The sequence below is a fragment of the Hymenobacter sp. CRA2 genome, from assembly GCF_002007105.1.
Taxonomy (GTDB): Bacteria; Bacteroidota; Bacteroidia; order Cytophagales; family Hymenobacteraceae; genus Solirubrum.
Map to the genome: position 1 here is coordinate 32,756 of NZ_MVBC01000001.1, position 23,500 is coordinate 56,255.

The following is a 23,500-nucleotide window of genomic DNA, read 5'->3' on the forward strand; positions in this document are numbered from 1 at the left end:
AGGCAGCCGCCGCACGCAGTAAGGCACGGTATCCGCGCCGTCGGGCGCGATTAGCTCGCCGTGTCGAGCAGCTCTACCCCGCCGCGCAGGTCCATCAGGAAGCAACGGACCTGCAGCGGATACTGCGAATGCTCTTGGCTCCAGGCGCGAATCTTGTCGGCCAGCTGCTGGGCGTACTGCTTGTGCAGCGCGTATTCGGCATCGTGGTCGTGCGCCGCGTCGCCAAAAGCGCCTTTTTCGCCCAGGAATACCCGATAGGCGCCGCAGTTGCGGTGCTCCAAGATGTACACGTCGCGCACGTCGTGCAGCTGGCAGGCCACCTCCAGGTGCTCGAAAAAAGCCTGGTCCCAATGCTCGTTATGCGCGGCGCCCAGGGCAGCCCCGGCCAGAATGAACTGGTCGTAGCGGTTGGTGAGGTTGTCGTGCTCCATGAAGTGCACGATGTCGTCGAGCAGGCGCAGGTCCATGCAGCTCAGCAGCAACACGTTGCCGCGGGCCGGCGGGTAAGTAGGGTAATGGCGGTGGGGCATATGGTTGTTGATTAGGTCGACAGGCAAAGTCCACATGCTGGATCAGAACTGCCGCTGGCCCCCTGCCCCATCAGGGCGGGTATTAGTCCAGCTGCCGCAGCTCCGCGCTCCTGCGCGAACTATTGCCAATGCGCGTGAAGGTAGTCACCAGCCGCAATCTATACAGCCCCGGTACTGCTTGGTCGGTCTTGCGCGCTGATGCCCAGTCCGCCGGAGCGTTGCGTATGGCCTGCACCGCCGCGCGTTGTAAAGTGCTGGGCTTACCGGTTGGTCGTTGGGGCAAAAAAACCGAGTCCACGGCGCCGGCTCCGCTGATGGCCACGGTAACATCGATACTATCAGTACCCAGTTGCGGCGGTATTTTCTCGATGAGTTCCGCCGTCAGCATGTTGTGCAGCAAGCCGCCGCTGCCGCCCAAGTACAAGGCCGGATGATTGCGGGCAGCTTCGGGGCCAGCCTGTTCCCGCCCGTCCGGGCTACGCCAGTACAACAGCTGCCCGGTACTGTGGTCGTAGCGCTGAGCCAGTACTCCCGGCGTGCTGTAGTAGACCCATTCGCCCTGCTTCTGGCCGGCGGCATAGCTGCCTTGCTGCCGCAAAGCGCCGTACGTATCGGGCACGTCTATACAAAAGCTCGATGACTTTCCCGTGGCTGTTATGGCAACTCGGCTCCGAACAGTATCCGGAAAAAAAGCCTCCCACCCCCGGCCAGTTTGCCTTGCTCGTAATGCGCCAAGCTGGCTATTTGGTTGCGGGCGAAACCCTCGTAGTACTGCCGCCATTCCCCGTCTTTCTGCCCTTGGTCGTAGCGGCCAAGCTCCAACAGCGTTACGCCGGCCAACGCGCTGGCGTGGTACTTCACGTACTGCCCATGCCGAATTTGCTTATCGGCAATTAGCACGCTGTACTCCTCCGTGAAGGCCGGATAACAATTTTCGCGAGTTACCGGCTTGGTAATAGCCTGCGGGTAAGCCGAATAACTCCCTGGTAACAGCCCGGCGCCCATTAAGCAGGTCCAATACCAGGTTTGTCTTTTCACAACAATTAAAAAATCAGCAGGAATAAGAATTTACGGCCTAAAAACAGGAAAGCTCTTGCTGCAATGCGCAGCAAGAGCTTTCCTAACACAGCCGAGTTGACGGCTTACCCGCGCGGCATGGAGGTGCCCGGCTTAGCGCCCGGCTTTTCCACGGGCTTGAACATCGGGTCGACGCCGTCCATGTCCAGGAAGTGCGAGAACGTGTCGCCGCGCAGGCCCAGGCGAATGGTTTCCAGCGAAATGACCTCGTTCGGGGCGATGTTGCCCAGGTTCACGTTGGCGCCGAGCATTTTGATAAACCACACCTGCTGCGCCTTCTGCGGCGCTTCCCAGAGAATTTTCTCGAAGGGAATCTGCGTCAGGATTTCTTCCACCAGGCCCGAGCGTACTTCGCCCGTGGAACGGAACAAGCCCACGTTGCCGGCCTCGCGGGCCTCACCGATAACCTTGATGGCGCCGGCTTCGAGTTCGGTGCGCATCTGGGCAATCCACTTGTAGGGCGGAATGATCTTCTCCGCGTCCTTGGAGCCCACTTCCGACAGCACCTTCACGTCCTTGGCCAGCGTGCGGATAAACTCCAGCTTCCGGTCGTGGTCCAGCTCGATAGAGCCGTCCGATACCTCGGCGTACTCCATGCCGTACTGGTCGAGCAGGCGGCGGTAGTCCTCGAACTGGTTGCGGATGATGAAGGCTTCGAACAGCGTGCCGCCGAAGTACACCGGAATGCCGGCGGCCTTGTAGACGTCGAGCTTGCGCTGCAGGTTGCTGGTCACGTAGGAGGTGGCCCAGCCCAGCTTCACGATGTCGGTGTAGTCGGCCCCGACTTCCAGGAAGTCCTCGACTTCGCGCACGCTCAGGCCCTTGTCCATGACCATGGTAAAGCCTTGTTCGCGCGGTTTCTGAGTGCGTTCGGGGATTTGCGAGAGGGTGTAGTTCATTGGGTGGTACGAGGTATTAGATATTTGGTATATGGATGACGGCAGGCAGACAAAAAGGCTTGGAGAAGGTGCTACCTTCCCCAAGCCTTCATTATCCGATTACCAGCTAGCTGATACCAAATACCCAAGTTTACTTCCGGTATTGCTCGATCAAGCGGGTGAGGGCGCGTTGCTGCTCCAGTTCCGGAAAGAACTCGAACAGCAGGCGGTGCTTGTCGAAGTCCAAAAGTAGGGCATTTTCGAGTACGTCGTACGCCTGGCGGTAGCGGCCGGCCGCTAACTGGTAGGCGCACAGGCGGTAGAGCAGCTCCGCGTCTTCGGGCAGCAGCTCGGTGGCCGTCTTCATCAGGTCGATGGCCGCGTCGTAGTTGCCCTGCTCGTAGAGGATGGCGCTCCAGTTAATCCAGCCTTCGGGCATCTCGGGCGCTACCTCGGTGGCCTTTTCGTAGGCTTCCAGCGCCGAGACGATGTTGCCCACCTGGTACTCAGCCCCGGCCAGGGCCACCCAGTACTCCCCGCTGCCGTCGTACAGGCTCACGGCCTTGCGGTAGTAGTGCAGGGCCTGAAACCAGTGCTCCTGCGCGTCCAGTATCACCCCGATACCAAACCACGCCTCGTCCATTTCCGGATCCAGGTCGATGGCTTTCTGGTAATGGCGGCGTGACTCGTCCCACTTGCGCAGCTTCTCGTAGCACTCCCCGATGTTGCACAGGGCCTCGGCCGTCGGCTGGCCTTCCTCGTAGCTGAGCTGAAACTCCTCGATGGCGCGCTGGTACTCCTCCATGCTCACGAAGCAGCTCGCCAGGAAAGCGTGCGCCTCGTAGAACTTCGGGTCGATGACGATGGCGTAGTCGAAGGCCTGCGCGGAGTTGCCGTACTGCTGGGCTTTGTAATAGGCCTGCCCGAGGTTGTACCAGGCCAGGGCCGAGTACGGGTCCTCGTCGGTGAAGCGGCGGAAAAACTCCAGGTTGGTTTCCAGCCGGCCCGACACCTCCAGGCAATACAGTAACTCCTGTACCGCCGCGTCGTTGTCGGGGTTCAGCTTCAGGCTCTGCTTGTAGCTGCGCGCGGCGCTCTTAAACTTCTGCCACTGCTGGTAAGCCAGGCCGAGGTTGAAGTAGATATCGTCGCGCTCGGGGGCACGCTCGGCGCCCTGCTGGAAGTAGGCCACCGCCGCCGGAAAGTCGCCCTGCTGCGTGGCTACGATGCCGCGGGTCACGGCCACGTCGGCGTTGTCCGGGTCGCGCTCAGCTACCTCGTCGATCTGCTTCAGGGCTTCCTGGTACTGGCCGCGCATGGCCAGCACCTGCGCCCGATCAATGAGCAGCTCGATGCTAAAGGGGTACTGAGCTACCGCAGCTTCGCAGGCTTGTAGCGCTTTATCAAATTGGGTGTTCTGGGTATAGTGGTCGATGATGCTTTCAAAATCGGCCAGATCAAAAAACATCGGTTCGCCATCAGCCAGCATGCGCTCAAAGCGGCGCACCGTTGCCAATACCTCATCCCGTTCCTCAGACTGTTCGTTCATTCTCATGTAATCAGCAACGGACGCCCCGGCCAACGCGGCCTGAGCCTCCCTCCTCTGTACGGCTCCCGCCTTCCGACGGACAGCCCCTAGGGTAGTACAACCCCTTGCGCGGGCGCGGAGTTCGACACCTGCTGCAACCCGGCGCAGGCCCACCGAATAGTTTCGGCCAGGGGCCGAAACTCCAGCCCCACGGCCCGCTGCACCTTCTCGGCGCGGTACACCACGGGGCGGCGCCCGGCCCGGGCGGTATCCTTGGTGATGAGCGGCCGCGAGCCGGTAACCAGACTGCGCAGGTGCTCCAGGCGCCAAATGGCTTCGGCGGCCCAGTCGGGCACTTCCACCGTCGGGGCTTTCTTACCGAAATACGCTGCGGCCTGCCGAAAAAACTCGATCAGCGGCAGAGCGCCGGCACTCAGAATGTACCGCTCGCCCGACACGTCCGATCGGTCCAAAGTCAGCCGCAGCATGGCCTCGACCACGTCGCGCACATCTACAAAATTAACGCTTCCCGGCGTGTAAAACGAATGCTCGTCGTGGGCATAGCGAAATAAGCGCGTGCTGCTGCGCGTCCAGTCCGTAGCACCTAGGATTACCGAGGGGTTCACGATGACAGCGGATAAGCCTTCGGCCACGCCCCGCCACACTTCCGTCTCGCCCAGGTACTTGCTGGTAGCGTAGTGCCCGTGCGCGGCGCCCAGGTCCCACTTGGCCGTTTCGTCCAGCTCGGGGCCGGTAGCCGTTTCGGGCAGCCCGCCCAGCGCCGCCACCGACGACACGTAGCACAGCCGCACGCCGGGGCGACTCAGGCAGGCATCTACCACAGCGGCGGTACCTTCCACGTTTACCTGTTGCAGCAGCTCGGCATCCTGCGGCGCGTACGATACCAGCCCGGCGCAGTGAAATACGTGCGTTACGCCGGCCAGCGCGTCGCGCAGCACTCCGGAGTCGCGCAGCTCGCCCTGCACCCACTCTACCTTGTCGGCGCCCGGCACCTGCCTGGGCACTTGCTCCCGGTACAGCGCCCGCACGGCCAGCCCGCGCGCCTGCAAGGCCGGAATCAGGTAGGAGCCGATAAGTCCACTGCCGCCGGTAACAAAGATCATGGGGAAACTGGCTTGCTGACTGGAGGCGGCTGGCCGTTGTGCTAACATGGAACAATCAACCGCCGGGCCATTCAGCCATTTGACAATTTAAAGCTCCGTGTTCCGCAAGGGCAGACGCAGCAGCTTGGTGAGGTAGTCGCTCTGCAGCACGCGCTCCAGCGCCGCCGTGTGCTTGAGGTTGTGGGTGTCGGTCCCGACGAAGTCCACCATACCCGAGTCGATAAGCTTTTCGGCCACGCGCTTGGCTCCCGACGAGTAGTAGCCCACCAGGGAGTTCAGGTTCAGCTGCAGCAGCGCGCCATTCGCCTTGATTTTTTCCAGGTCGGGAAAACGGCCGTACAGGTACGTGTAGCGTTCCGGGTGGGCCAGCACCGGCTGGTAGCCCGCCGATTGCAGCCCGAACACCACCTCCTGCAAGTTGAAGGGCTCGTTGATGTAGGATGTCTCGAACAGCACGTAGCGCTTCTCCCCAAAGCTGAGCAGCTCCTCTCCGGTTTCCAGGCGGCGCACCAAGGCTTCGTCCAGGTAGTACTCGGCGGCGCAGGCTAGCTCTACCTCAATACCCGCTGCGGTAGCCGCGGCCTGTACCTGCGCCAGCGCCCCGCGGATGCCTGCGGGCGTATTGCGGTAAAAGTCGCCCATGATGTGGGGCGTCATGATCAGCTTGCGGTACCCGAAGCTTTGCAGCTTGCGCAGCAGCTCCACCGATTGCTCCACGGTTTCGGCGCCGTCGTCGAGCCCGGGCAGCAAATGGGAGTGCATATCAACGCCAAGTCCGGCTAACGACGCCGAAACGCCATTGGCCGGACCGCGTCCGAAAAGCTTTTGAAAAAAAGAGGCCATAGAGGCGGCAACTTACGAAAAGCGGCGGCGCAGGCGCGCCAGCAGGCCTTTGGGTGCCTGCGCTTCCTCGTAGTACCCGTAGCCGGTACCGTAGCCGTACCCGTACCCATACCCGTAGCCGTACCCGTAGCCGTACATGCCGCCAGCCTTGGCATCGTTCAGCACGGTGGTCAGCTTAGTGAAGCTGCCGCCGCGCACCAGCTTGTTAATGTTCTTGAGGAAGGCCTTTTTGGAGTAGCCGGCGCGCACAATATAGATGGGTACGTCTACTTTGCGCATGATCAGAATACCGTCGGTTACCAGACCCACCGGCGGCGTATCGATGATGATTACGTCGTAGGTGCGCTTGAGCTCTTCCAGCATGCGGTCGAACTGCGGGTGCAGAATCAGCTCCGAGGGGTTGGGCGGCGTCGGGCCGGCCGAAATGAAGTCCAGCGTCGGAATGTTGGTGTGCTGAATGCACTCCTGCACTGAGTGGCGGTCAATCAGAATGGTGCTGACGCCGCGGGTGTTTTCCGCGTCGAAGGCCAGGTTTACCTTCGGCTTGCGCATGTCCAGGTCGATGATAACTACGCGCTGATCCGACAGGGCAATGATGCCGCCCAGGTTTACGGCCACGAAGGTCTTGCCTTCCCCCGAAATCGTCGAGGTAATGGAAATCAGGCGCTTCTGCTTGGAGTTGGCCATGAACTCCAGGTTGGTACGAATCGAGCGGATGGCCTCCGAAATAGCCGACTTCGGGTTCTTGTCGACGATGAGCTTCGACACGGCCAGCTTCTCCTTTTCGTACGAGGGCACCACGCCCAGCACCGGCGCCGAGGAGTTGCGCTCCAGCTCCCGGATGTTGGTCACGGTGTTGTGCAGCAGGTAGCGCCCTGCCACCAGGCCCAGGCCCAGCACCGTGCCCAGCGCCAGCCCGATGGCGTACACCATGAGCTTAACCGGATAAATGGGTGACCCCGGCGTGCTGGCCGGCGACAAGATCTGGAAGTCGGCCGTGGTACCGGCTTTCTGGATGTTGAACTCTACCTTCTTGTCCATCAGCATGAGGTAGGACTTCTCGTAGAGTTCCAACGGGCGGCGCAGGCGCGCCAGCTCAGTTTCCTTCTGCGGCAGTGCCAGCAGCTGGCTGTTGAACTCCCCGTTGCGGCGGTCCAACGCGCTGATTTCTTCCCGCACCAGCTTCACATCCTGCTGCAGCAGCTTCTGAATGTTCGACTTGGTTTTTTGCAGCTGGTCTTCCTTGATGCGGACGGCCGTGGTAGCATTCGGCTGGTACGATTGCAGCACTTTGCGCATTTCGCGCTGCTGCTCGTTGAGGAAGCCGATTTGCTGACTTAGCACGGGGTCTTCCAGCGCGGCTAGGCCTGGAATGCTCTGCTCCACCGTTTCGTCGTCCTTGGTGAGGCGCTCCTGCTCCACCAAGCGGGTGATTTCCGTCAGGACGGTAGCCTTGCGCAGCAGCTTCTCCCGCTCCTTCTGCAGCTCCGACAGCTCCTGGGTAATGGCGCCGAGGTCGGATTTGGCGTCGTAGGTCTTGTTCTGCTTGACAAAGTTCTGCAACGCTTCTTCGGCGTTCTGCAGTTTGTCGCGGTTTTCCACCAGCTGCCCGTCCAGGAAGGTCAGCGTTTGCTGCGTGGCCTGGTTGGTGCGGGCTAGCTTTACCTGCAGGTACACCGAATCAATTTTGTTGACGATGTCGCGGGCCTTGGCCGGGTTGTTATCGGTAAAGGAAATGCCAATGGTGCTGGCGTCGGGATTGATGACGCTAACGCCCAGGTTCGAGCCGAGGTAGCCGTTGATGGAGCCCGGGTCTTTGATGATAAAGTAGTAAGCGCCTTCCGTATCCTGCGGGTTGAAGTGCTTGGTCGGCTGCAGCTCCAGCGTAAAGCCGGGCGTGGTAATGGGCTGCCCAAAGCGGTACTCGCCTTCCGTTTCTCCCGCTCCGGCCGGATAAGACAGCTTAAAGCGCTGCGCATCCAGCAGTTTCACGCTGAATTTGAGGTTAAACTGGCTGGGCTCCCGCACCGTGTACGTGACGTGGAAGGGCGAAACTCCGTAGAGTTCGGTTTCCAGCACCGTACCCTCGGCGTAGTAGTTCACGTCCAGCGGCAGCGAATCGCGCAGCCGGGTGTAAATCAGGTCCGACTTGATCAACTCCACTTCGCCGGCCAGCTGGCTCATGCTCTGGCGCGGATCGGCCGCGCCGGGCGGCAGCAAACCCAGCTGCCCGGCTTCGGTCTTCTCGTCGATCTTGATGGTCGAGCTCGACTGATAAATGGGCTTCGTGTAGCGCAGGTAGGTCCAGCTTGCACCCAGCCCGAGCAGAATCAGCAGGATCATCCACGGCAGGCTCCGCCGCGTCACGGACAGCAACAGCGGCAGGTCCAATCCCCCGCCGACGTTGTCATCATCCGACTCGGAAGCGGGCGGCGCCGGCGTGTTGACGCCGCCGCTCGTAGCGTTCCGAATCAATTCCTCCAACTCAGCATTTTCGTTTACAGCCATACTAGGCGCAGTAGCTTATTCAAGTAGGAACGGGGTTCCGTCCCGGAAGGTGTTTATTAGAAAGTTCTAATAATCAGAAGGTACGTCGTGAACAAAGTCAACGCGGTGGTCACGTAGGGCAGTACATCCCGGAACCCCTCCGTAAACGGCTGGCGGACCGGATCGATGTAGATTACATCGTTGGGCTCCACTTGCAGGTTGGCCCGGCGCATCCCCTCAATGGTCGTCAGGTCAATTACCTGCACCTGCGGATTTTTCAGGTCGCCCCGAATCAAGCGGATGTTGTCGGCCCGGCCGATAGACATGTTCGTGACATTGCTGCCCCCCGTCTGGCCGCCACCGCCGATGCCTCCTACTGCCGCCAATACTTCCAAGAGGTTCATGTTTTCGTTGAGCAACGGGACAATGCGCCCGCCCGGACTGCCGAGCACGATAACGCGGTTGTTGGTTACCCGCGTGGCTACGTACACGTCCTTGTAGTACTTGGTGTAGCGCACTTGCAGCAGGCTATCCGCCTCCAGCAAGGTCAGGCCCGCCACTTTTACCATATCCACCATGGGAAGTTTCACCTGCCCATCAGCCTGCACCAGAAACTCGCTGTTGCCAGGAGCCTGCTGCGTGCTGCCGGTACTGATGCCGCCACCACCACCCGTACTCGGCGTAATCCGCGGAATGCTGGTTGCCCCTGAACCCGAATTGAGCCCGCCCGGGTTCCCGAATTGTAATTCTCCGTTAGGATCCAGAATTCGCTCACCCTTATTGGTGTACACCCGCACCTCCAGGTAATCGTTGGGCCGGATGCGGTATTGCTGCTCGGCGCGGTTTACGGCTTTGCGCAGCTTCAGCGTATCGGTCCCTTCGGGCAGGCGGAACATGGTGTTCTGGCGGTACAGATTCGACGTCGCGCACGACGACAGGCCCAGCACCAACGGGGCAAGCAACCACAAATGGCGAAGCCACTCACGGCCTAATTTCAAACAGCGCATGCAGGCAGAAGCTAAAAGAAATTTAAGGCAGGGGCAACGCGGAACGTGCACCAATCCTTGTGGTTTATCCCAAAAAACCTTCAAAGAAACCGAATTACCGGGCCGCATCAAAATTGGGGCCGAACAGCCAGTGGCGGCGGGTAGTAAAAAACCGTACCTTAGCCCAACCCAAACGAGCGTTTGTTTTTCTCGTTCTACTTCTCCCATCATTCCCACTATTCTCTACTGCCATGGAACTGGTAGCCACCGAAAACCAAACGATGATTGCCCAGATGGTGCGCGATTTTGGCGCTACCCACATCAAACCCCACATGCGGGAATGGGACGACACCCAGGAATTTCCCGTGGAGGTGTTTCATAAGCTGGGCGAACTGGGCCTGATGGGCGTGCTGGTGCCGACGGAGTACGGCGGGGCCGGCTTTGGCTACACCGAATACGTGACGGCCATTGCCGAGCTGTCGAAGATTGATCCGAGCATCGGCCTTTCCATGGCGGCCCATAACTCGCTGTGCACCGGGCACATCCTGCAGCATGCCTCCGAGGAGCAGAAGCGCAAGTACCTGCCCAAGCTGGCTTCGGGCGAGTGGATTGGCGCCTGGGGCCTGACCGAGCCCAACACTGGCTCCGACGCAGGCAACATGCGCACCACCGCCGTGCTCGACGGCGACCATTACGTGCTCAACGGCGCCAAGAACTTCATCACCCACGGCAAGTCGGGCAACGTGGCCGTGGTTATTGCCCGCACCGGCGAGATGGGCGACTCGCACGGTATGACGGCTTTCATTATTGAGCGCGGCACTCCGGGCTTCGCTGCCGGCCGCAAGGAAGACAAGCTGGGCATGCGTGCTTCGGAAACCACTGAGCTGATCTTCACCGACTGCCGCGTGCCCGTGGAAAACGTCATCGGCAAGGTAGGCGACGGATTCGTGCAGGCGCTGAAAGTGCTCGACGGCGGCCGCATCAGCATTGCCGCCCTCTCGCTGGGCATCGCGCAGGGCGCCTTCGAGGCGGCACTGCAGTACTCCAAGGAGCGCCAGCAGTTCAACCAGCCCATCAGCAACTTCCAGGGCATTTCGTTTAAGCTGGCCGATATGGCCACCGAAATCGAGGCAGCCTCGCTGCTGACCTACCGCGCCGCCGACATGAAGGACCAGGGCCTGAGCATCAACCGTGAATCGGCCATGGCCAAGCTTTACGCTTCCGAAGTGTGCGTGCGCGTGGCCAACGAAGGCGTGCAGATTTTCGGCGGCTACGGCTATACCAAGGACTACCCGGCCGAGAAGTTCTACCGCGACTCCAAGCTGTGCACCATCGGCGAAGGCACTTCTGAGATTCAGAAGCTGGTTATTGCCCGCACAATTCTGAAGTAAACGTCCGCTGCTTCTTCGCTTTGGCCGCTAGCCTACGCGGCTGGGTATCGCCGAAAAATTTGGCTGCCCGGCCGCGTAAGCCATTTGGAACAGTCTGCCAAGCGGTTGCGGCAAAAAAATCGGCGCAAGCCGTGCATTCGTCAAAATCTCTGGCTATCTTTGCGGCCCTTAAACTCAGAAACTCCACGCTTTCTTTTTTATGCTCATCGTCCAAATCAAGGAAAACGAGTCGGTTGACCGCGCGCTGAAACGTTTCAAAAAGAAATTCGAGCGCACGGGCGTGCTGAAAGAGCTGCGCCGCCGCACGTTCTTCCAGAAGCCTTCGATTACGAAGCGCAAGCAGAAGATCAAGGCTGCCTACAAGCAGGCGATGTACGGCCAGCAGGACTAGTTCTGCACCGTCTATAAGCAAGCAGGCTAAGGCTCAGCGTGCTACCAGATTCACGGCCAGCCAGCCCATTCCGCATGGGCTGGCTGGCCGTTTTTTATGTTTTTATATTCCGGCCGGTTGCCTACATTGGCCATCCGCCACCGCGGCTTTCCTGCATGGAAGCATTCATCGATTACCTGCGCTTCGAGCGCCGCTACTCCCCGCACACCATCCTGTCGTATGAGACTGATCTACGGCAATTTAGCGACTACCTGCTGGCCACCTACGAGATGAGCGACCCCGCCACGGCGGATCATACGCTTATCCGCTCGTGGATAGTGACCCTGATGGAGCAGCAGCGCGACCCGCGCACAGTCAACCGTAAGATTGCCTGTCTGCGCTCCTACTTCAAGTTCCTGCAGCGCACCGGCGTGGTCGAGCGCAACCCTATGCTGCGCATCACGGCGCCCAAAACCAGCAAGAAGCTGCCGGACTTCGTGCCGGAGGAGCCGCTAAACCACCTGCTCGACTCGTTCCAGTTTGAGGACAGCTTTGTGGGTGCCCGCGACCAACTGGTGCTGGAGTTGCTCTACGGTACGGGCATCCGCCTGGCCGAGCTTATCGGCATCGGGCACCAGGACGTGAGCCTGCCCGGGCGCACGGTGCGGGTAACGGGTAAGGGCAACAAGCAGCGGATAGTGCCGCTGAATCCGTCGCTGATTAACGTGCTCAGCAATTATATCACGCGGAAAGCCAAGGAGTTCGGCACGGCTGACAACGCCGCCGGTCCCTTGCTCGTTACGGACAAGGGAAAGCCGCTCTATCCGCAGCTGGTGTACCGCACCGTCAAGCACTACCTCGGGCAAATCACCTCGGCGCCCGGGCAGCAGCACCCCCACGTGCTGCGCCACTCCTTTGCCACGCACCTGCTGGGCAAAGGCGCCGATCTGAACGCCATCAAGGAATTGCTGGGCCACGCGAATCTGGCGGCTACTCAGGTGTACACCCACCTGAGTATCGACAAATTGAAATCAGTGTTTGAAAAGGCCCACCCAAAGGCCTGAGTTTCCTTTTTCTTACTCCAAACCCCACACCCGATGAAAGTACAGATGCAATCGGTGCACTTCACCGCCGATCAAAAGTTGCTCGACTTCATCCAGAAGCGCCTTGATAAGCTGGAAACCTTTTATGACCGCATTGTGGAAGGCGAAGTGATTATGCGCCTGAACAACAACGACGGTGTCAACAATAAAACCGTAGAAGTCAAGATCTTCGTGCCGGGCAGCACCCTGTTCAGCCAGGAGAGTTCCAGCAGCTTCGAAGCCGCCGCCGACGCGGCCGCCGAGCAGCTGAAGAAGCAATTGATTCGCTACAAAGAGAAGCAGGTAGCGCACTGAGGCGTCTCTGATGAATAAACTCAAACGGCGCCCGTTCCAGTTGGAACGGGCGCCGTTTGAGTTGTATGCGGCGCGTAGACTTGGTTTAGCTAGTTCAGGCCGAACGTCTGCTTGATCTGGTCTACGTAGTCGAGCTTTTCCCAGGTGAACGTCTCGACGGTGCGGGTGCTGCCGTCGGCGGCTTTCACCTCCTTGGTCCCGGGCTGACGGCCCATGTGCCCGTAGGCAGCCGATTCGGCGAAGATGGGGTTCTGCAGACCCAGACGCTTCACGATGGCGTACGGGCGCAGGTCGAAGATGCCCTGTACTTTCTCGGCAATTTGCCCGTCGGTGAGCTTCTGGCCGTTGCCATTGCTCACGTGCGTGGTGCCGTAGGTCGTTACGAACACGCCTACCGGCTCGGCTACGCCGATGGCGTAGGCTACCTGCACCAGCACCTGGTCGGCTACGCCGGCGGCCACGAGGTTTTTGGCAATGTGGCGGGCAGCGTACGCGGCCGAGCGGTCTACTTTCGAGGAGTCTTTGCCCGAGAAAGCACCGCCGCCGTGGGCGCCTTTGCCGCCGTAGGTATCCACGATGATTTTACGGCCGGTAAGGCCGGAGTCGCCGTGGGGGCCGCCGATAACGAACTTACCGGTGGGGTTGATGTGGTACTTGATGTCGTCGGTGAAGAGCTGCTGCACCTCGGCGCCGAGTTGGGCCTTCACGCGCGGAATCAGGATGGACTTGATGTCCTGCTCGATCTGCTTCAGCATCACCTGCTCGTCCGAGTTGAAGTCGTCGTGCTGGGTGCTCACCACGATGGTTTCGATGGCCTCGGGCGTGTTGTCGTCGGCGTAGCGGATGGTTACCTGGCTTTTGGCGTCGGGGCGCAGGTAGGTCATTTCCTGGCCTTCGCGGCGGATCTTAGCCAGCTCCTGCAGCAAGCGGTGCGACAGGTCGAGGGCCAGGGGCATGTAGTTGTCGGTTTCGCGGGTGGCGTAGCCGAACATCATGCCTTGGTCGCCGGCGCCCTGTTCTTCGGGCTTGGCGCGCTCCACGCCCTGGTTGATATCCGCCGATTGCTCGTGCAGGCGGTTCATCACCTCGCAGGTATCGGCGTTGAAGAGGTACTCGGGCTTGTTGTAGCCGATGCGGCGAATCACGTCGCGGATGATGGGCTCGGGCTCCACGTGGGCCGTCGATTTGATTTCGCCCGCTACCAGCGCAAAGTCGGTGGTAACGAGGGTTTCGCACGCGACCTTGGCCGTGGGGTCCTGACGCAGGTACTCGTCGAGGATGGCGTCAGAAATCTGGTCGGCGACTTTGTCGGGGTGGCCTTCCGAAACCGATTCGGAAGTAAACAGATAGGGCATTGCGCTGAATTAGTGCCGGCTTCACGGAAACCTGACACCCGCCGGGCGCCCCGGCAGAGCGGCGGCGAGTGAGGCGCAAAGCTACGATTTTAGTTGTCGGTTCGTAGCCTGGCCCAAGCGGAACCGGTAGGCAGGCACGCGCCGGCACAGAGCCGCGGCGGGAGCGGCAGCTCGGGCAGGCTACCGCTGATACTTAGACCAGGCGTGAAAAAACAGCGAGCTAATTACAGCACAGGCCGAAATTGATAGCTTGCGGCTCTCATTCAGCAATAGCTACTTCGTTATTATGCGGATCTGGACGCGCGGCCTGCTAATTGCCGCGTTGGGAATAGCAACCGAGCAAGGAGCTTCGGCCCAGGTATTTGAACCCGGATACCTCATCAACAGCCGCGGCGACACCCTGCGCGGGGAAGTGGAAAACGCCTTTTGGCAGGACCCACCCACGGTGGTACGCTTTCGCAGCTCGGCCACGGCGCCCATCGTCACCTATCACGACAACCACCTACGGGCCCTGGGTCTGACTAGCGGGCGGCAGCTGCGCCGGGAATTGCTGCCCATCGATTACCGGGCGACCAAGGACATCAATCGGATGCAACGGGGCTTGTCGGTATTGCAAACTCCGGATTCAGTGCTGGCCGATGTGCTGTTGGATGGTCCTGCCTCGCTGCTGAGCGTGCAGGTACACGATGTGCACCACTTCTTCGTGAAGCGCGAAAACACCCCGTATCTGGAAATGACGGAGCGCCGCTACCTGCGCGAGGTGAACGGGGCGCTGCAGGTGGCGGACGGCAATAACTACCGGGCGCAGCTGTTTCAATACTTCGGCGACTGCGCCGCGGCCGCCGCGGCGACAAACAAAGCAGCCTTTACAGCGGACGCTCTGGCCGACGTGGTGCAGCTCTATAACCGCGAATGCAGCAGCCAGCGTGAGGCAGGTCGGCGTATCAGCGCCGCCGTCCGGGATCAGGCAAAAGTGGTGTTCGGGCCGCTGCTGGGGGCACGCTACAATTCGTTTCGGCTGCACACTGATACTCCCCCGGGCTTGGAAACGCCGACCCTCGACGGCTACAACCTGGATGGCCGCGTGCACGGGCAAGGGGGCATCTTTCTTGACTTGGTACACGGTGGCCGCCGCATGGCGCTGCACGCTGCCGTATTCTACTCCCGCTTCGGGGGGCCGCAGCGCAGCATTGCCAGCCCCAACGGCTCGGCGCAGTGGCGGGGCACCGTGGACTGGCGCGGTGGAATGGCCACGCTACAAGTGGGCATGCGCTTTATGCGGCCCTTGGGCACGTCGTGGCAGCTGCTGGCCGGCACTGGTATCGAGTTTCCGGCTTACTGGGAGGAAAGCTACGTGGTGCAGTTTGGCAATGCTCTTAACCAAGCGCGCTACCTGACTAACCAAGTGGCAGCCCGGAGCACCGAGCTCCTTCCTCTAGGCTTTGCCAGCACCAAGCTGCCCTATCTGGAAGCGGGCGTGCGGCATCAGCGCTTTACACTGACGCTGAGCGCCCGCCGCTACGGCAAGGAGCTGTTCTTTGATAATACGGCCATATCGCGCATCGAGCGCGCGTCTGCCTCGGACGCATACGGGGTGGGCTATGATTACAGCGGCCGCACGTTCAGTACTACGCTGTCGGTGGGCTATCAGCTGAATGCTGATACGGATGCCAAGCGTAAGTAGCAGATGGTCAAAGCTGTGGTTGACACCTTACCAAACTGGCTTAAGCAAGACGCCCGCCCCAAGTGAATTGGAGCGGGCGTCTTGCGTTTTTGGTTGGGCTAGAATTACGCCGTTTGTGGCTGCGCGGCCACGGATGGTTCTGTGGACTGCCCTTCCTGCGGCAGTTCCTGCTCCTCGGCCGTCACTGCTTCTGCCATGTCGGGCAGCGGGGCGCTGAACCGCTCGCGCAGGGTTTCGTAAGCCTCCGGGCTCAGCGCCAGATAGGAAAGCAGGTCCGACGTTTTTTCGGACTCCTTGCCTTTGTTGTCGACTTCGATGCGCACCTGCTCCAGCGAGGCGAAGCGGCAATTGGTGTCGTTGGGGGTAGCGTACAGCTTGAGGCGGCAGAACACCGGGTCGGCGTTGTGGGGCAGCGGGTATAGCTCGGCGCCGAGCAGCGCAGTGGCGGCTTCGTCGGCATTGGTCAGCATCGGCGCGCGGCGCGTCATGGCTTCTTCCTGGGCCCATTCGCCGCACTGCTCCGAGAAAGGAGCCTGGGCGGCCGTGTGGGCGCTCAGGGCCGGCATGGCCACGATGATGGCGGCTTCAATCAGCCACACAGCCACTAGGAAGATACCGCTGACCTGAATACCGAAAATGGACCAGGAGCCGGTGCCGGCCAGCTCACTCATCACGGAGAACATGCCGCCGGGGTGCGCCAGGATGGTCAGGAAGACGTCGGGGCTGAACGAGGTGCTGGCAATGGACATCTGCCGGGCTCCGCTGCCGAATTCGTTGACGTCGGTGGTGTTGATGATGAGCGTCAGGTACACGGCCCACTGGATGTACTCGGCCATCAGGCCCACCAGTAAGCCCAGCCCACCGGCCAGGCGCGGGTTGCGCAGCTTGCCGGCCTTCACCAGCCGGCTCAGCACCACGCCCAGCACCAACCCGAAACCAATGGTGGCGAGGAAGTTGACGTAAATCAGCGGGATGTACCACACGGCGTACACGTACGCCAGCGCCAGCACGGCCGCGGCCGCAATGCCGCCCAGCAGGTACAAGGCTACACCGCCGGCAGAAAAACGATTGGAAGGCTGGTAGAATTGGGTCATAGACTATTTAGATGATTGAATTGGCACTGTAAATAGGCTATTTGTTCTTTACCAAGCAATCCGTCTTCCCCTAAATATGCGCAGACATAACCTGCGCTTAACCTCATAACGCCTCCGCCCCGGGCAACGCGGGCCGCTCCGCACGTGTCGGAGCGGCCCGCGTTGCCCGGGGCGGAGTACTATGGTGTGCGGCGTGCTAGCGGCTACCCGTGCTACCTCCTCCCCCACCCGCGCCGGCCGGGGCATTTTGCCCACGCAGGTTGGTTTCGAACAGCTTGAGGATGCGCTTGTACTCGTCGGTCCACGACGAAGGCTCAACGAAGCCGTGGTCTTCCACCGGATATACGGCCAGCTCCCAGTTCTCCTTTTTCAGCTCGATAAGGCGCTGCGAGAGGCGCACGATATCCTGGAAGTGCACGTTGGTATCGACCATGCCGTGGCACATCAGTAGCGCGCCTTTCAGCCCCTCGGCGTAGTTGATGGGCGACGACCGGGCGTAGGCAATGGAGTCGTTGTAGGGCTCGTTGAGGATGTTGTCGGTGTAGCCGTGGTTGTAGTGGGCCCAGTCGGTGACGGAGCGCAGGCCGGCGCCGGCGCGGAACACGTCGGGCTGGGTGAACATGGCCATCAGCGTGATAAAGCCGCCGTAGGAGCCGCCGTAGATGCCGATGCGCTGCGGGTCGACGTTGTACTTGTCGACCAGCATTTTGGCGCCATCGACCTGGTCCTGCAGGTCCTTGCCGCCCATGTAGCGGTAGATGCCGGTGCGCCAGTCGCGGCCGTAGCCGGCCGAGCCGCGGTAGTCCACGTCAAGCACAGTGTAGCCACGGTCGACGAGCAGGTTGTGGAACATGTACTCGCGGAAGTAGGTGCTCCACCACTTGTGCGCGTTCTGCAGGTAGCCGGCGCCGTGCACGAAGATGACGGCCGGACGCGTAGGGTCTTGCTGGGCCGGGCGGTACAGGCGGGCGTACACCGAGGCCCCGTCCTGGGCCTTGAAGGTCACCACTTCCGGGTCGCGCCAGGGGTAGCTTTCAAATTCCTTGGTGGTCGAGTGCGTGAGCTGCCGGTACTTGGCGCCGGGCTTGTTGTCGAGCACAAACAGCTCCCAGGGCTTGTTGGAGTAGCTGTAGCGCACCAGCAGCGTTTTCTCGTCGGGCGACACTACTACTTCGTGGGCTCCGGGGCGCGAGGTAATCTGGGTGAGCTGGCCGCCCTCCACGGGCAGGCGGTAGAAGTGCTGCTCGCCGGGATGGGGCTTGTTGGCGGTGATAAACCAGGTTTTGCGGTCCTTCGAGAGCTGGGCCTGCTGCACTTCGAAGTTGCCGCTGGTCAGGGCTCTTTTCTGGCCGCTGGTAGCGTCGGCGGTGTAGAGGTGGGAGTAGCCGGTTTCTTCGCTCTGGAACCAGATGCGCTTGTCATCGGGCAGCCAGCCCACGTTGCCGGCTTCGTAGCCGATGCCGGGGCCGTTGATCCAGGCCTCGTCGCGCTGTCGGTCGAGCAGGTTGATTTTCTGCGTGGCGGGGTCGAGGCCCACAATCCACCGGTCCTTGTTGTCGGCCGAACGGATGACGAGGAAGGCTCGCTCGCCGGTACGGTTCCAGAACGGTCCGAACGGCATCACCCGGCGCAGCTCGTTGGCCGGCTTGTCCTTAGCGGCGGTTTTATCCCCAGCGGCGGGCACGGGCGCTTTGGCCTTCAGTGGGTACTCCTTGCGGTAGGCAGGCTGCTCGTCGAGGCCCTTCAGCTCCTTGTAGCCGAGCGTGAAGGTGGTGTCGCGGCCGATGTCGTAGATGCCCAGCTCGTAGGCCGTCTGCGGCGAGCCGACTTTGTTGCGCGTGTTCAGGTCTTCGGTGAAGCCCGAGGCCGTCACGAAGCTGGGTACGATGGTCGGCTTCTCGGCGCTGGGCGCCTGCCCCAGCGTGTAGGTCACGTAGCGGCCGTCGGGCGAGAGCTGCAGGTTCTCCACCGTCTGCGTGCCGAGGTAAATGGCCTTGGGGCGCAGCTTGGCCAGCGCCTTCTGCTGCCGCTCGCGCGCCAGGCGGTCCTGCTCGCGCCCGCGAATTACCTGAAACAGCGCCAGCTGCTGGGCGCGCAGGTACTTATCGGCTTTATCGGTGCTGGGGCCGGGCGGGCGCTGGCCGCGGCGGAAGTCGGTGCGCTGCACTGTTTCGCCGGTGGCCGGGTCCCAGGTAAAGAGGTTGCCCGCACGGGTGTAGCTGATCAGCCGCTCCTGCAAGGTGAATGCCGGCTCGGTTTCGCGCTCGGCCGTGTTGGTCACGCGCCGCGTCTTGCCCGATTTCAGGTCGAGCAGGTAAATGTCGCCGTCCTTCTCATACACCTTGCGGGTGCGGGCGTAGTCATACTCGCCGCGGGGGCTGGGCAGGCTGCGCTGCTCCGCGAGGCTCACCTTGCGCGGGGTCGTGCCGGCGGACGTGGTCACGTAGAGCGAGTCGCGGCGGGCGCCCTCGGGGTTCCACTGGAAATAGATGCGCTTGCCGTCTTCGCTCCAATAAGGATTGACCGGCAGGCCGCCCAGCCACTGGGCCGGCTCGCGCATGATTTTATCGACGGTGAGCGGGGCCAGGGGCCCGGCCGGAGGCGCGGTTTGGGCCACGGCGGCCACCGATACCGGCAGGCACCACGGCAGCACGCGCAGAGCTAGAGAAAAACGCATAGACAACATCGGCAGTGAATCGGCGCAAAATACGCCGCCGGGGCCGCAACGACACTGCCCGGCCCGCCGATGTTGCAGCCCCGTCGCGGGCCCCTAGAATTTGTCCTGTTGCCAGGCCTCCAGCTCGGCGCGCAGGTTGCGGCGGGCGGCCGTTTCCAGCTTCTGGCGGAAGGCTTCAGTCTGGTAAATGCGCGGCGTGTCCAGAAACTTGCTGAGCACCTGCTGGCGGCCGCGGCGGTAGAGCACGTCGGGCACCAGGGAGTATTCCTGCCGCACCTGCCGGGCGTAGCGCCAGTAGTCGGCCTCGGGCGCCCCCAGGATCTGCAGGTCGATGTCGAGCAGCAGGTGCAGGTCCGGGTCGGCGGCGGGCGGGCGCTGGGTGTGGTCCTGGGTGCGCTCGATGAGGAAGGCTACCCGCTCGCGGCGCGGGGCAGCAAGGCTGGTTTGGGCCAGAAACTGCCGGGCCAGCTCGGCGCTGCGCGCTTCGTTATCGGAGCGCATGGGGCTGTAGACGGCGTCGTGAAACCAGATGGCCAGCTGCACGGCCACGGCATCCTGCAGCCGGGCGTGGTAGGCCTCGGCCGTTTCGAGCATGTGCCGGATGTGGGCGAGGGAGTGGTAGTGGCGGCCGCTTTGGCTGTAGGCATCGGAGAGCTGCCGGAAGCCGCGGCGCCGGACTTCGGCGTCCGGTGCCAGCGGCGTCAGCAGTTGGTGCCAACGGGCTTCGAGGGTTAACGACATTGGGCGAGAACAATCGGGGGTAGTACCGGCTATACGGAAGCACAACCGCCACGGCCGCTAGAAATTCAGCGGCGGGTGCTTTTCGTCGAAGTCGGTAGCATCCTGATAAGCCTTGGCCAGGGCCATCAGCTTGGCTTCTTGGTAGAGCTGCCCGGTGAAGGTGATGGTGCTCGGCAGCCCATTGGGGCGCATGCCGTTGGGCATCACCACGGCCGGGTGCCCGGTAAGGTTGGTGATGACCAGGTTGTTGCTGAACGAAGGCGCCACGTACGCGTCGAGGTCCTTAATACGGGCGTCCATATCCTCAATGAGCAAGGCCCGGGCCCGCTGCGCCTGCAGGTACTCCACGGCCGGCACGAAGCGCGAGGCGCGGAACAGGTTGGGCCAGGCGTTGCGGTCCTGCTTCACCATTTGCGCGTCGCGGCCCGAGCGGGTGAGGTCGTCGAAAGCGGCGGCGCCCTCGGCCGTGAGCAGGAAAGTCATGTCGCCAGCTGGCAGCTTGGGCAGCTCCAGCTCCACCAGCTGCACGCCCAGCTTGCGCAGGGTTTCCAGCACGGCCTGGTCGTTGGCCTTGGTGGGGTAGCTGCGGTCGAAGTCGGCCTTCACGTAGCCGATACGCAGCTTTTTTACGTCGAGGTTGAAGGCGTAGGCGAAGCCGTAATCAGCCAGCTGCGTGGCCGCGTCGCGGGCGTCGCGGCCTTCGATGGCGTCGAACACGATGGCGCAATCCTCGGCGGAGCGCGTAATGGGCCCGATTTTGTCCATCGACCAGCTCAGGGCCATGGCGCCGGCCCGACTGACCCGCCCGAAGCTCGGGCGCAGGCCGGTGGTGCCGCAGGCCGTGCTCGGGCTGACGATGGAGCCCAGCGTCTCGGTGCCGATGGCGAAGGGCACCAGCCCCGCCGCCACCGCCGAGGCCGAACCGGCCGACGAGCCGCTGCTGCCCTGCTTCAGGTCCCAGGGGCTGCGCGTCATGCCGCCGTACCACACGTCGCCCATAGCCAGCTCGCCCAGGGTGAACTTGGCCACCAGCACCCCACCGGCCTCGCGCAGCTTCTTCACCACTGTGGCATCCTCATCCAGCGTTTGGTCCTTGTAGGGCACCGAGCCCCAGGTGGTCTTATATCCTTTGGTGCTCAGCAGGTCCTTCACCCCGAAGGGCACGCCGTGGAGCGGGCCTTTGTACTTGCCGGCCTTGATTTCGCTATCGGCCTGCCGGGCTTGCTGCAGGGCCAGGTCCTCGGTGAGGGTGGTCACGCACAGCAGCTTGGGGTCGTACTTTTTCAGGCGGGCCAGGAAGAACCGGGTCAGCTCTTCGGAGCTGATTTGCTTGGTGCGAAGCAACTCGCCGAGCTGCCGCACCGAGTAGAAAGCCAAATCGTCGCGGTTGGCCGGCAGGGTCACCTTATCGATTTTGGGCAGCTTATCGGTGGCCTGGTACTTGTCCGACGGTCCGTAGCGCAGACGCAGCGGGCGCGGGTCGAAAATCATGGTCGGGGCCACGCTGTTGGGCAGCGGCAGCTTGCGCAGGGCCTCGTAGCTGCCGCGCGAGTCGGTGACTTCGCGGCGGGCCGAGTCCAGTTGGGCATCGGTGAAGTGCAGGCCCATGACTTCCTGCGCGGCGCGCAGCACACTCACGGTAATGGGCGCGGGCGCATCGGCCACGCGCATGGTCAGAGCGCCCAGGGCAAAGCAGGCCGAGCCGCCTATCAGGTAAGAAAACAGTGGTTTCATCAGCGCAGAACTCGCCGCCGGCCAACGCAGCCGCAGCTGCCAGAAATATCCGCATTCCGCGCGGCTCACCCAATGGTTACTTGCGTACGTACTTTATCACGTTGTTTGTCAGACCCTAAAACCCAGCTTATGAAATCTTTCGCCGCATTGTTTCTGCTGCTTACCTGGCTGATGGCCCCGTGCTGCCTCGCTCAGCCCACTACCTACCAAGTAGGCACGACTACCCTCACGCTCTCCACGCTTACGCCCAACCTGACTACCCCGTGGGAGCTGGTCTGGGGTCCCGATAACTTTCTGTGGATGACGGAACGGGGCGGCCGCGTCAGCCGCGTGAATCCGACTACGGGCCAGGTGCTGCCGTTGCTCACCATTGCCGACGTGACGGAGAACGGCGAAAGTGGCCTGCTCGGCATGGCCGTGGGGCAGTCCTTCGCGCCCAACGCCCTGCCCGGTGAACTGTGGGTGTACGTGGTGTACAACTACACCAACGCGGGCAGCCTGCGCGAAAAATTGGTGCGCTACCGCTACCTGCCCGGCCAGGGCCTGAGCGCCCCGTTGACGCTGCTCAACGACCTGCCGGCCCAGAGCACCCACAGCGGCTCCCGCCTGCTGCTACTGCCCGACAACACCCTGCTGATGACCACCGGCGACGCGCAGAACACCAGCCTGGCCCAGAGCGCGCAGGCTCTAAACGGCAAGATTCTGCGCCTGAACCTGGACGGCTCCGTGCCCGCCAGCAACCCCACGGCCGGCAGCCTGGTGTACACCCTGGGCCACCGCAATCCGCAGGGCCTGGTGCGAGTGGCTGCTACCGGCCGCATTTACAGCTCGGAGCACGGCCCCAACAACGACGACGAGCTGAACCTGATCGAGCCGGGCCGCAACTACGGCTGGCCCAACGTGGAAGGCTTCTGCAACCTGGCCACCGAGCAGACCTTCTGCCAGCAAAACAACGTGCGCGAGCCGCTGGTGGCCTGGACGCCTACCCGCGCCGTATCGGGCCTGACCTACTACGACCATCCGGCCATTCCAGAATGGCGCAACACTTTGCTGCTGAACAGCCTCAAGGACGGCGCTTTTACTTACCTGCCGCTGTCGGCTACCGGGGAGCAGGTTACCCGCCAGGCCGACTTGTGGCGCGGTACCTACGGCCGGTTGCGCGCCATCTGCGTGTCGCCCCAGGGCCGGGTGTACCTGGCTACCTCCAACCGCGACGGCCGCGGCAACCCTGCCGCGGCGGATGACCGCATTCTGGTGCTCGAAAACCCCTCGTACATTCCCAATGCCACCCAAACCACCCGCACTACCTTGCTGGGCCTCTACCCCAACCCTGCCCCCGCCGGCGCGGCTGTGACGCTGGAGCTGCCGCAGACAGCCGGCGCCGCGACGCTGCTGCTCACCGACGCACTGGGCCGACAGGTATGGAGTACCACGGTAGCTGCTCAACAAGCGCGGCTGCAGCTGCCCGCCACGGCACCCGGCCTGTACCTGCTGCGCCTACGCACCGCCGCGGGTGAGGAGTTGCAGGGACGCCTGGTACGGCAGTAGCGCGTATCCGCCCCAAGCAGTGTTTAACTGCTTGAATCATCAGCGACCCAATAAAA

At 62.0% G+C, this 23,500-nt stretch carries 19 protein-coding genes; 6 read left to right on the plus strand and 13 right to left on the minus strand.

Annotation, left to right across the window (positions count from 1 at the left end):
* Nucleotides 1–50: 50 nt before the first annotated feature.
* The 8 genes from B0919_RS00145 to B0919_RS00185 all read right to left on the minus strand — a co-directional run bounded on the left by B0919_RS00145 (nt 51) and on the right by B0919_RS00185 (nt 9,435).
* Nucleotides 51–530, minus strand: a complete 480-nt coding sequence (locus tag B0919_RS00145) for a hypothetical protein (RefSeq protein ID WP_078010169.1) — start codon at nt 528–530, stop codon at nt 51–53.
* 82 nt (nt 531–612) lie between these two features.
* Nucleotides 613–1,149: a hypothetical protein gene (locus B0919_RS00150; protein WP_078010170.1), complete on the minus strand. Its 537-nt coding sequence runs from the start codon at nt 1,147–1,149 to the stop codon at nt 613–615.
* A 523-nt stretch (nt 1,150–1,672) separates the two neighbouring features.
* Complete coding sequence (locus tag B0919_RS00160; RefSeq protein ID WP_078010172.1) at nt 1,673–2,506, minus strand: phosphosulfolactate synthase; 834 nt, start codon at nt 2,504–2,506, stop codon at nt 1,673–1,675.
* Nucleotides 2,507–2,636: 130 nt separating this feature from the next.
* Nucleotides 2,637–4,034, minus strand: coding sequence for a tetratricopeptide repeat protein (locus tag B0919_RS00165; RefSeq protein ID WP_078010173.1), 1,398 nt, complete (start codon nt 4,032–4,034; stop codon nt 2,637–2,639).
* A gap of 86 nt (nt 4,035–4,120) precedes the next feature.
* A complete protein-coding gene (locus B0919_RS00170) occupies nt 4,121–5,137 on the minus strand; it encodes an NAD-dependent epimerase/dehydratase family protein (RefSeq protein WP_078010174.1) in 1,017 nt (338 codons plus the stop codon).
* Nucleotides 5,138–5,224: 87 nt separating this feature from the next.
* On the minus strand, nt 5,225–5,899 hold the full coding sequence (locus B0919_RS00175) for a tyrosine-protein phosphatase (RefSeq protein ID WP_254846428.1): 675 nt from the start codon (nt 5,897–5,899) through the stop codon (nt 5,225–5,227).
* Between the two features lie 93 nt (nt 5,900–5,992).
* On the minus strand, nt 5,993–8,488 hold the full coding sequence (locus B0919_RS00180) for a GumC family protein (RefSeq protein ID WP_078010176.1): 2,496 nt from the start codon (nt 8,486–8,488) through the stop codon (nt 5,993–5,995).
* Nucleotides 8,489–8,544: 56 nt separating this feature from the next.
* The gene (locus B0919_RS00185) at nt 8,545–9,435 is read right to left on the minus strand and encodes a polysaccharide biosynthesis/export family protein (RefSeq protein WP_254846429.1); all 891 of its coding nucleotides are present in this window, start codon (nt 9,433–9,435) and stop codon (nt 8,545–8,547) included.
* A 269-nt stretch (nt 9,436–9,704) separates the two neighbouring features.
* Here B0919_RS00185 and B0919_RS00190 point away from each other — a divergent pair, with 269 nt between their 5' ends.
* The 4 genes from B0919_RS00190 (at nt 9,705) to hpf (ending at nt 12,611) form a co-directional block, all read left to right on the plus strand.
* Nucleotides 9,705–10,844 (plus strand): acyl-CoA dehydrogenase, encoded by a 1,140-nt coding sequence (locus B0919_RS00190; protein ID WP_078010178.1) that lies wholly within the window; start codon nt 9,705–9,707, stop codon nt 10,842–10,844.
* A gap of 199 nt (nt 10,845–11,043) precedes the next feature.
* Complete coding sequence (gene rpsU / locus B0919_RS00195) at nt 11,044–11,235, plus strand: 30S ribosomal protein S21 (protein ID WP_078010179.1); 192 nt, start codon at nt 11,044–11,046, stop codon at nt 11,233–11,235.
* A 155-nt stretch (nt 11,236–11,390) separates the two neighbouring features.
* Nucleotides 11,391–12,278 carry a tyrosine-type recombinase/integrase gene (locus B0919_RS00200; protein WP_078010180.1) on the plus strand — a complete coding sequence of 296 codons (888 nt, stop codon included), beginning with the start codon at nt 11,391–11,393 and terminating at the stop codon, nt 12,276–12,278.
* A 33-nt stretch (nt 12,279–12,311) separates the two neighbouring features.
* Nucleotides 12,312–12,611 (plus strand): ribosome hibernation-promoting factor, HPF/YfiA family, encoded by a 300-nt coding sequence (gene hpf / locus B0919_RS00205; RefSeq protein ID WP_078010181.1) that lies wholly within the window; start codon nt 12,312–12,314, stop codon nt 12,609–12,611.
* A gap of 89 nt (nt 12,612–12,700) precedes the next feature.
* Here the strand turns inward: hpf and metK are convergent, their stop codons facing one another.
* On the minus strand, nt 12,701–13,966 hold the full coding sequence (metK, locus tag B0919_RS00210) for a methionine adenosyltransferase (protein WP_078010182.1): 1,266 nt from the start codon (nt 13,964–13,966) through the stop codon (nt 12,701–12,703).
* A 286-nt stretch (nt 13,967–14,252) separates the two neighbouring features.
* On the opposite strand from metK, the gene B0919_RS00215 reads away from it, so the two are divergent.
* On the plus strand, nt 14,253–15,650 hold the full coding sequence (locus B0919_RS00215; protein ID WP_078010183.1) for a hypothetical protein: 1,398 nt from the start codon (nt 14,253–14,255) through the stop codon (nt 15,648–15,650).
* A gap of 104 nt (nt 15,651–15,754) precedes the next feature.
* On the opposite strand, the gene B0919_RS00220 is transcribed toward B0919_RS00215, so the two are convergent.
* The 4 genes from B0919_RS00220 to B0919_RS00235 form a co-directional block, all read right to left on the minus strand.
* Nucleotides 15,755–16,744 (minus strand): hypothetical protein, encoded by a 990-nt coding sequence (locus tag B0919_RS00220; protein ID WP_139361806.1) that lies wholly within the window; start codon nt 16,742–16,744, stop codon nt 15,755–15,757.
* A gap of 196 nt (nt 16,745–16,940) precedes the next feature.
* The gene (locus tag B0919_RS00225) at nt 16,941–19,421 is read right to left on the minus strand and encodes a prolyl oligopeptidase family serine peptidase (RefSeq protein WP_078010185.1); all 2,481 of its coding nucleotides are present in this window, start codon (nt 19,419–19,421) and stop codon (nt 16,941–16,943) included.
* Nucleotides 19,422–19,514: 93 nt separating this feature from the next.
* Nucleotides 19,515–20,162: a hypothetical protein gene (locus B0919_RS00230; protein WP_078010186.1), complete on the minus strand. Its 648-nt coding sequence runs from the start codon at nt 20,160–20,162 to the stop codon at nt 19,515–19,517.
* 57 nt (nt 20,163–20,219) lie between these two features.
* Nucleotides 20,220–21,896, minus strand: a complete 1,677-nt coding sequence (locus tag B0919_RS00235) for an amidase (RefSeq protein ID WP_078010187.1) — start codon at nt 21,894–21,896, stop codon at nt 20,220–20,222.
* Between the two features lie 129 nt (nt 21,897–22,025).
* Between B0919_RS00235 and B0919_RS00240 the strand changes: the two genes are divergently transcribed.
* On the plus strand, nt 22,026–23,444 hold the full coding sequence (locus B0919_RS00240) for a PQQ-dependent sugar dehydrogenase (protein ID WP_176132782.1): 1,419 nt from the start codon (nt 22,026–22,028) through the stop codon (nt 23,442–23,444).
* The last annotated feature ends 56 nt before the right edge of the window (nt 23,445–23,500 follow it).

Coding starts and splice junctions, on each gene's coding strand:
- B0919_RS00145 (WP_078010169.1), bottom strand. CDS start 530: ATGCCCCACCGCCATTACCCTACTTACCCGCCGGCCCGCGGCAACGTG.
- B0919_RS00160 (WP_078010172.1), bottom strand. CDS start 2,506: ATGAACTACACCCTCTCGCAAATCCCCGAACGCACTCAGAAACCGCGC.
- B0919_RS00165 (WP_078010173.1), bottom strand. CDS start 4,034: ATGAACGAACAGTCTGAGGAACGGGATGAGGTATTGGCAACGGTGCGC.
- B0919_RS00170 (WP_078010174.1), bottom strand. CDS start 5,137: ATGATCTTTGTTACCGGCGGCAGTGGACTTATCGGCTCCTACCTGATT.
- B0919_RS00175 (WP_254846428.1), bottom strand. CDS start 5,899: ATGCACTCCCATTTGCTGCCCGGGCTCGACGACGGCGCCGAAACCGTG.
- B0919_RS00180 (WP_078010176.1), bottom strand. CDS start 8,488: ATGGCTGTAAACGAAAATGCTGAGTTGGAGGAATTGATTCGGAACGCT.
- B0919_RS00190 (WP_078010178.1), top strand. CDS start 9,705: ATGGAACTGGTAGCCACCGAAAACCAAACGATGATTGCCCAGATGGTG.
- rpsU (WP_078010179.1), top strand. CDS start 11,044: ATGCTCATCGTCCAAATCAAGGAAAACGAGTCGGTTGACCGCGCGCTG.
- B0919_RS00200 (WP_078010180.1), top strand. CDS start 11,391: ATGGAAGCATTCATCGATTACCTGCGCTTCGAGCGCCGCTACTCCCCG.
- hpf (WP_078010181.1), top strand. CDS start 12,312: ATGAAAGTACAGATGCAATCGGTGCACTTCACCGCCGATCAAAAGTTG.
- metK (WP_078010182.1), bottom strand. CDS start 13,966: ATGCCCTATCTGTTTACTTCCGAATCGGTTTCGGAAGGCCACCCCGAC.
- B0919_RS00215 (WP_078010183.1), top strand. CDS start 14,253: ATGCGGATCTGGACGCGCGGCCTGCTAATTGCCGCGTTGGGAATAGCA.
- B0919_RS00220 (WP_139361806.1), bottom strand. CDS start 16,744: ATGACCCAATTCTACCAGCCTTCCAATCGTTTTTCTGCCGGCGGTGTA.
- B0919_RS00225 (WP_078010185.1), bottom strand. CDS start 19,421: ATGCGTTTTTCTCTAGCTCTGCGCGTGCTGCCGTGGTGCCTGCCGGTA.
- B0919_RS00230 (WP_078010186.1), bottom strand. CDS start 20,162: ATGTCGTTAACCCTCGAAGCCCGTTGGCACCAACTGCTGACGCCGCTG.
- B0919_RS00235 (WP_078010187.1), bottom strand. CDS start 21,896: ATGAAACCACTGTTTTCTTACCTGATAGGCGGCTCGGCCTGCTTTGCC.
- B0919_RS00240 (WP_176132782.1), top strand. CDS start 22,026: ATGAAATCTTTCGCCGCATTGTTTCTGCTGCTTACCTGGCTGATGGCC.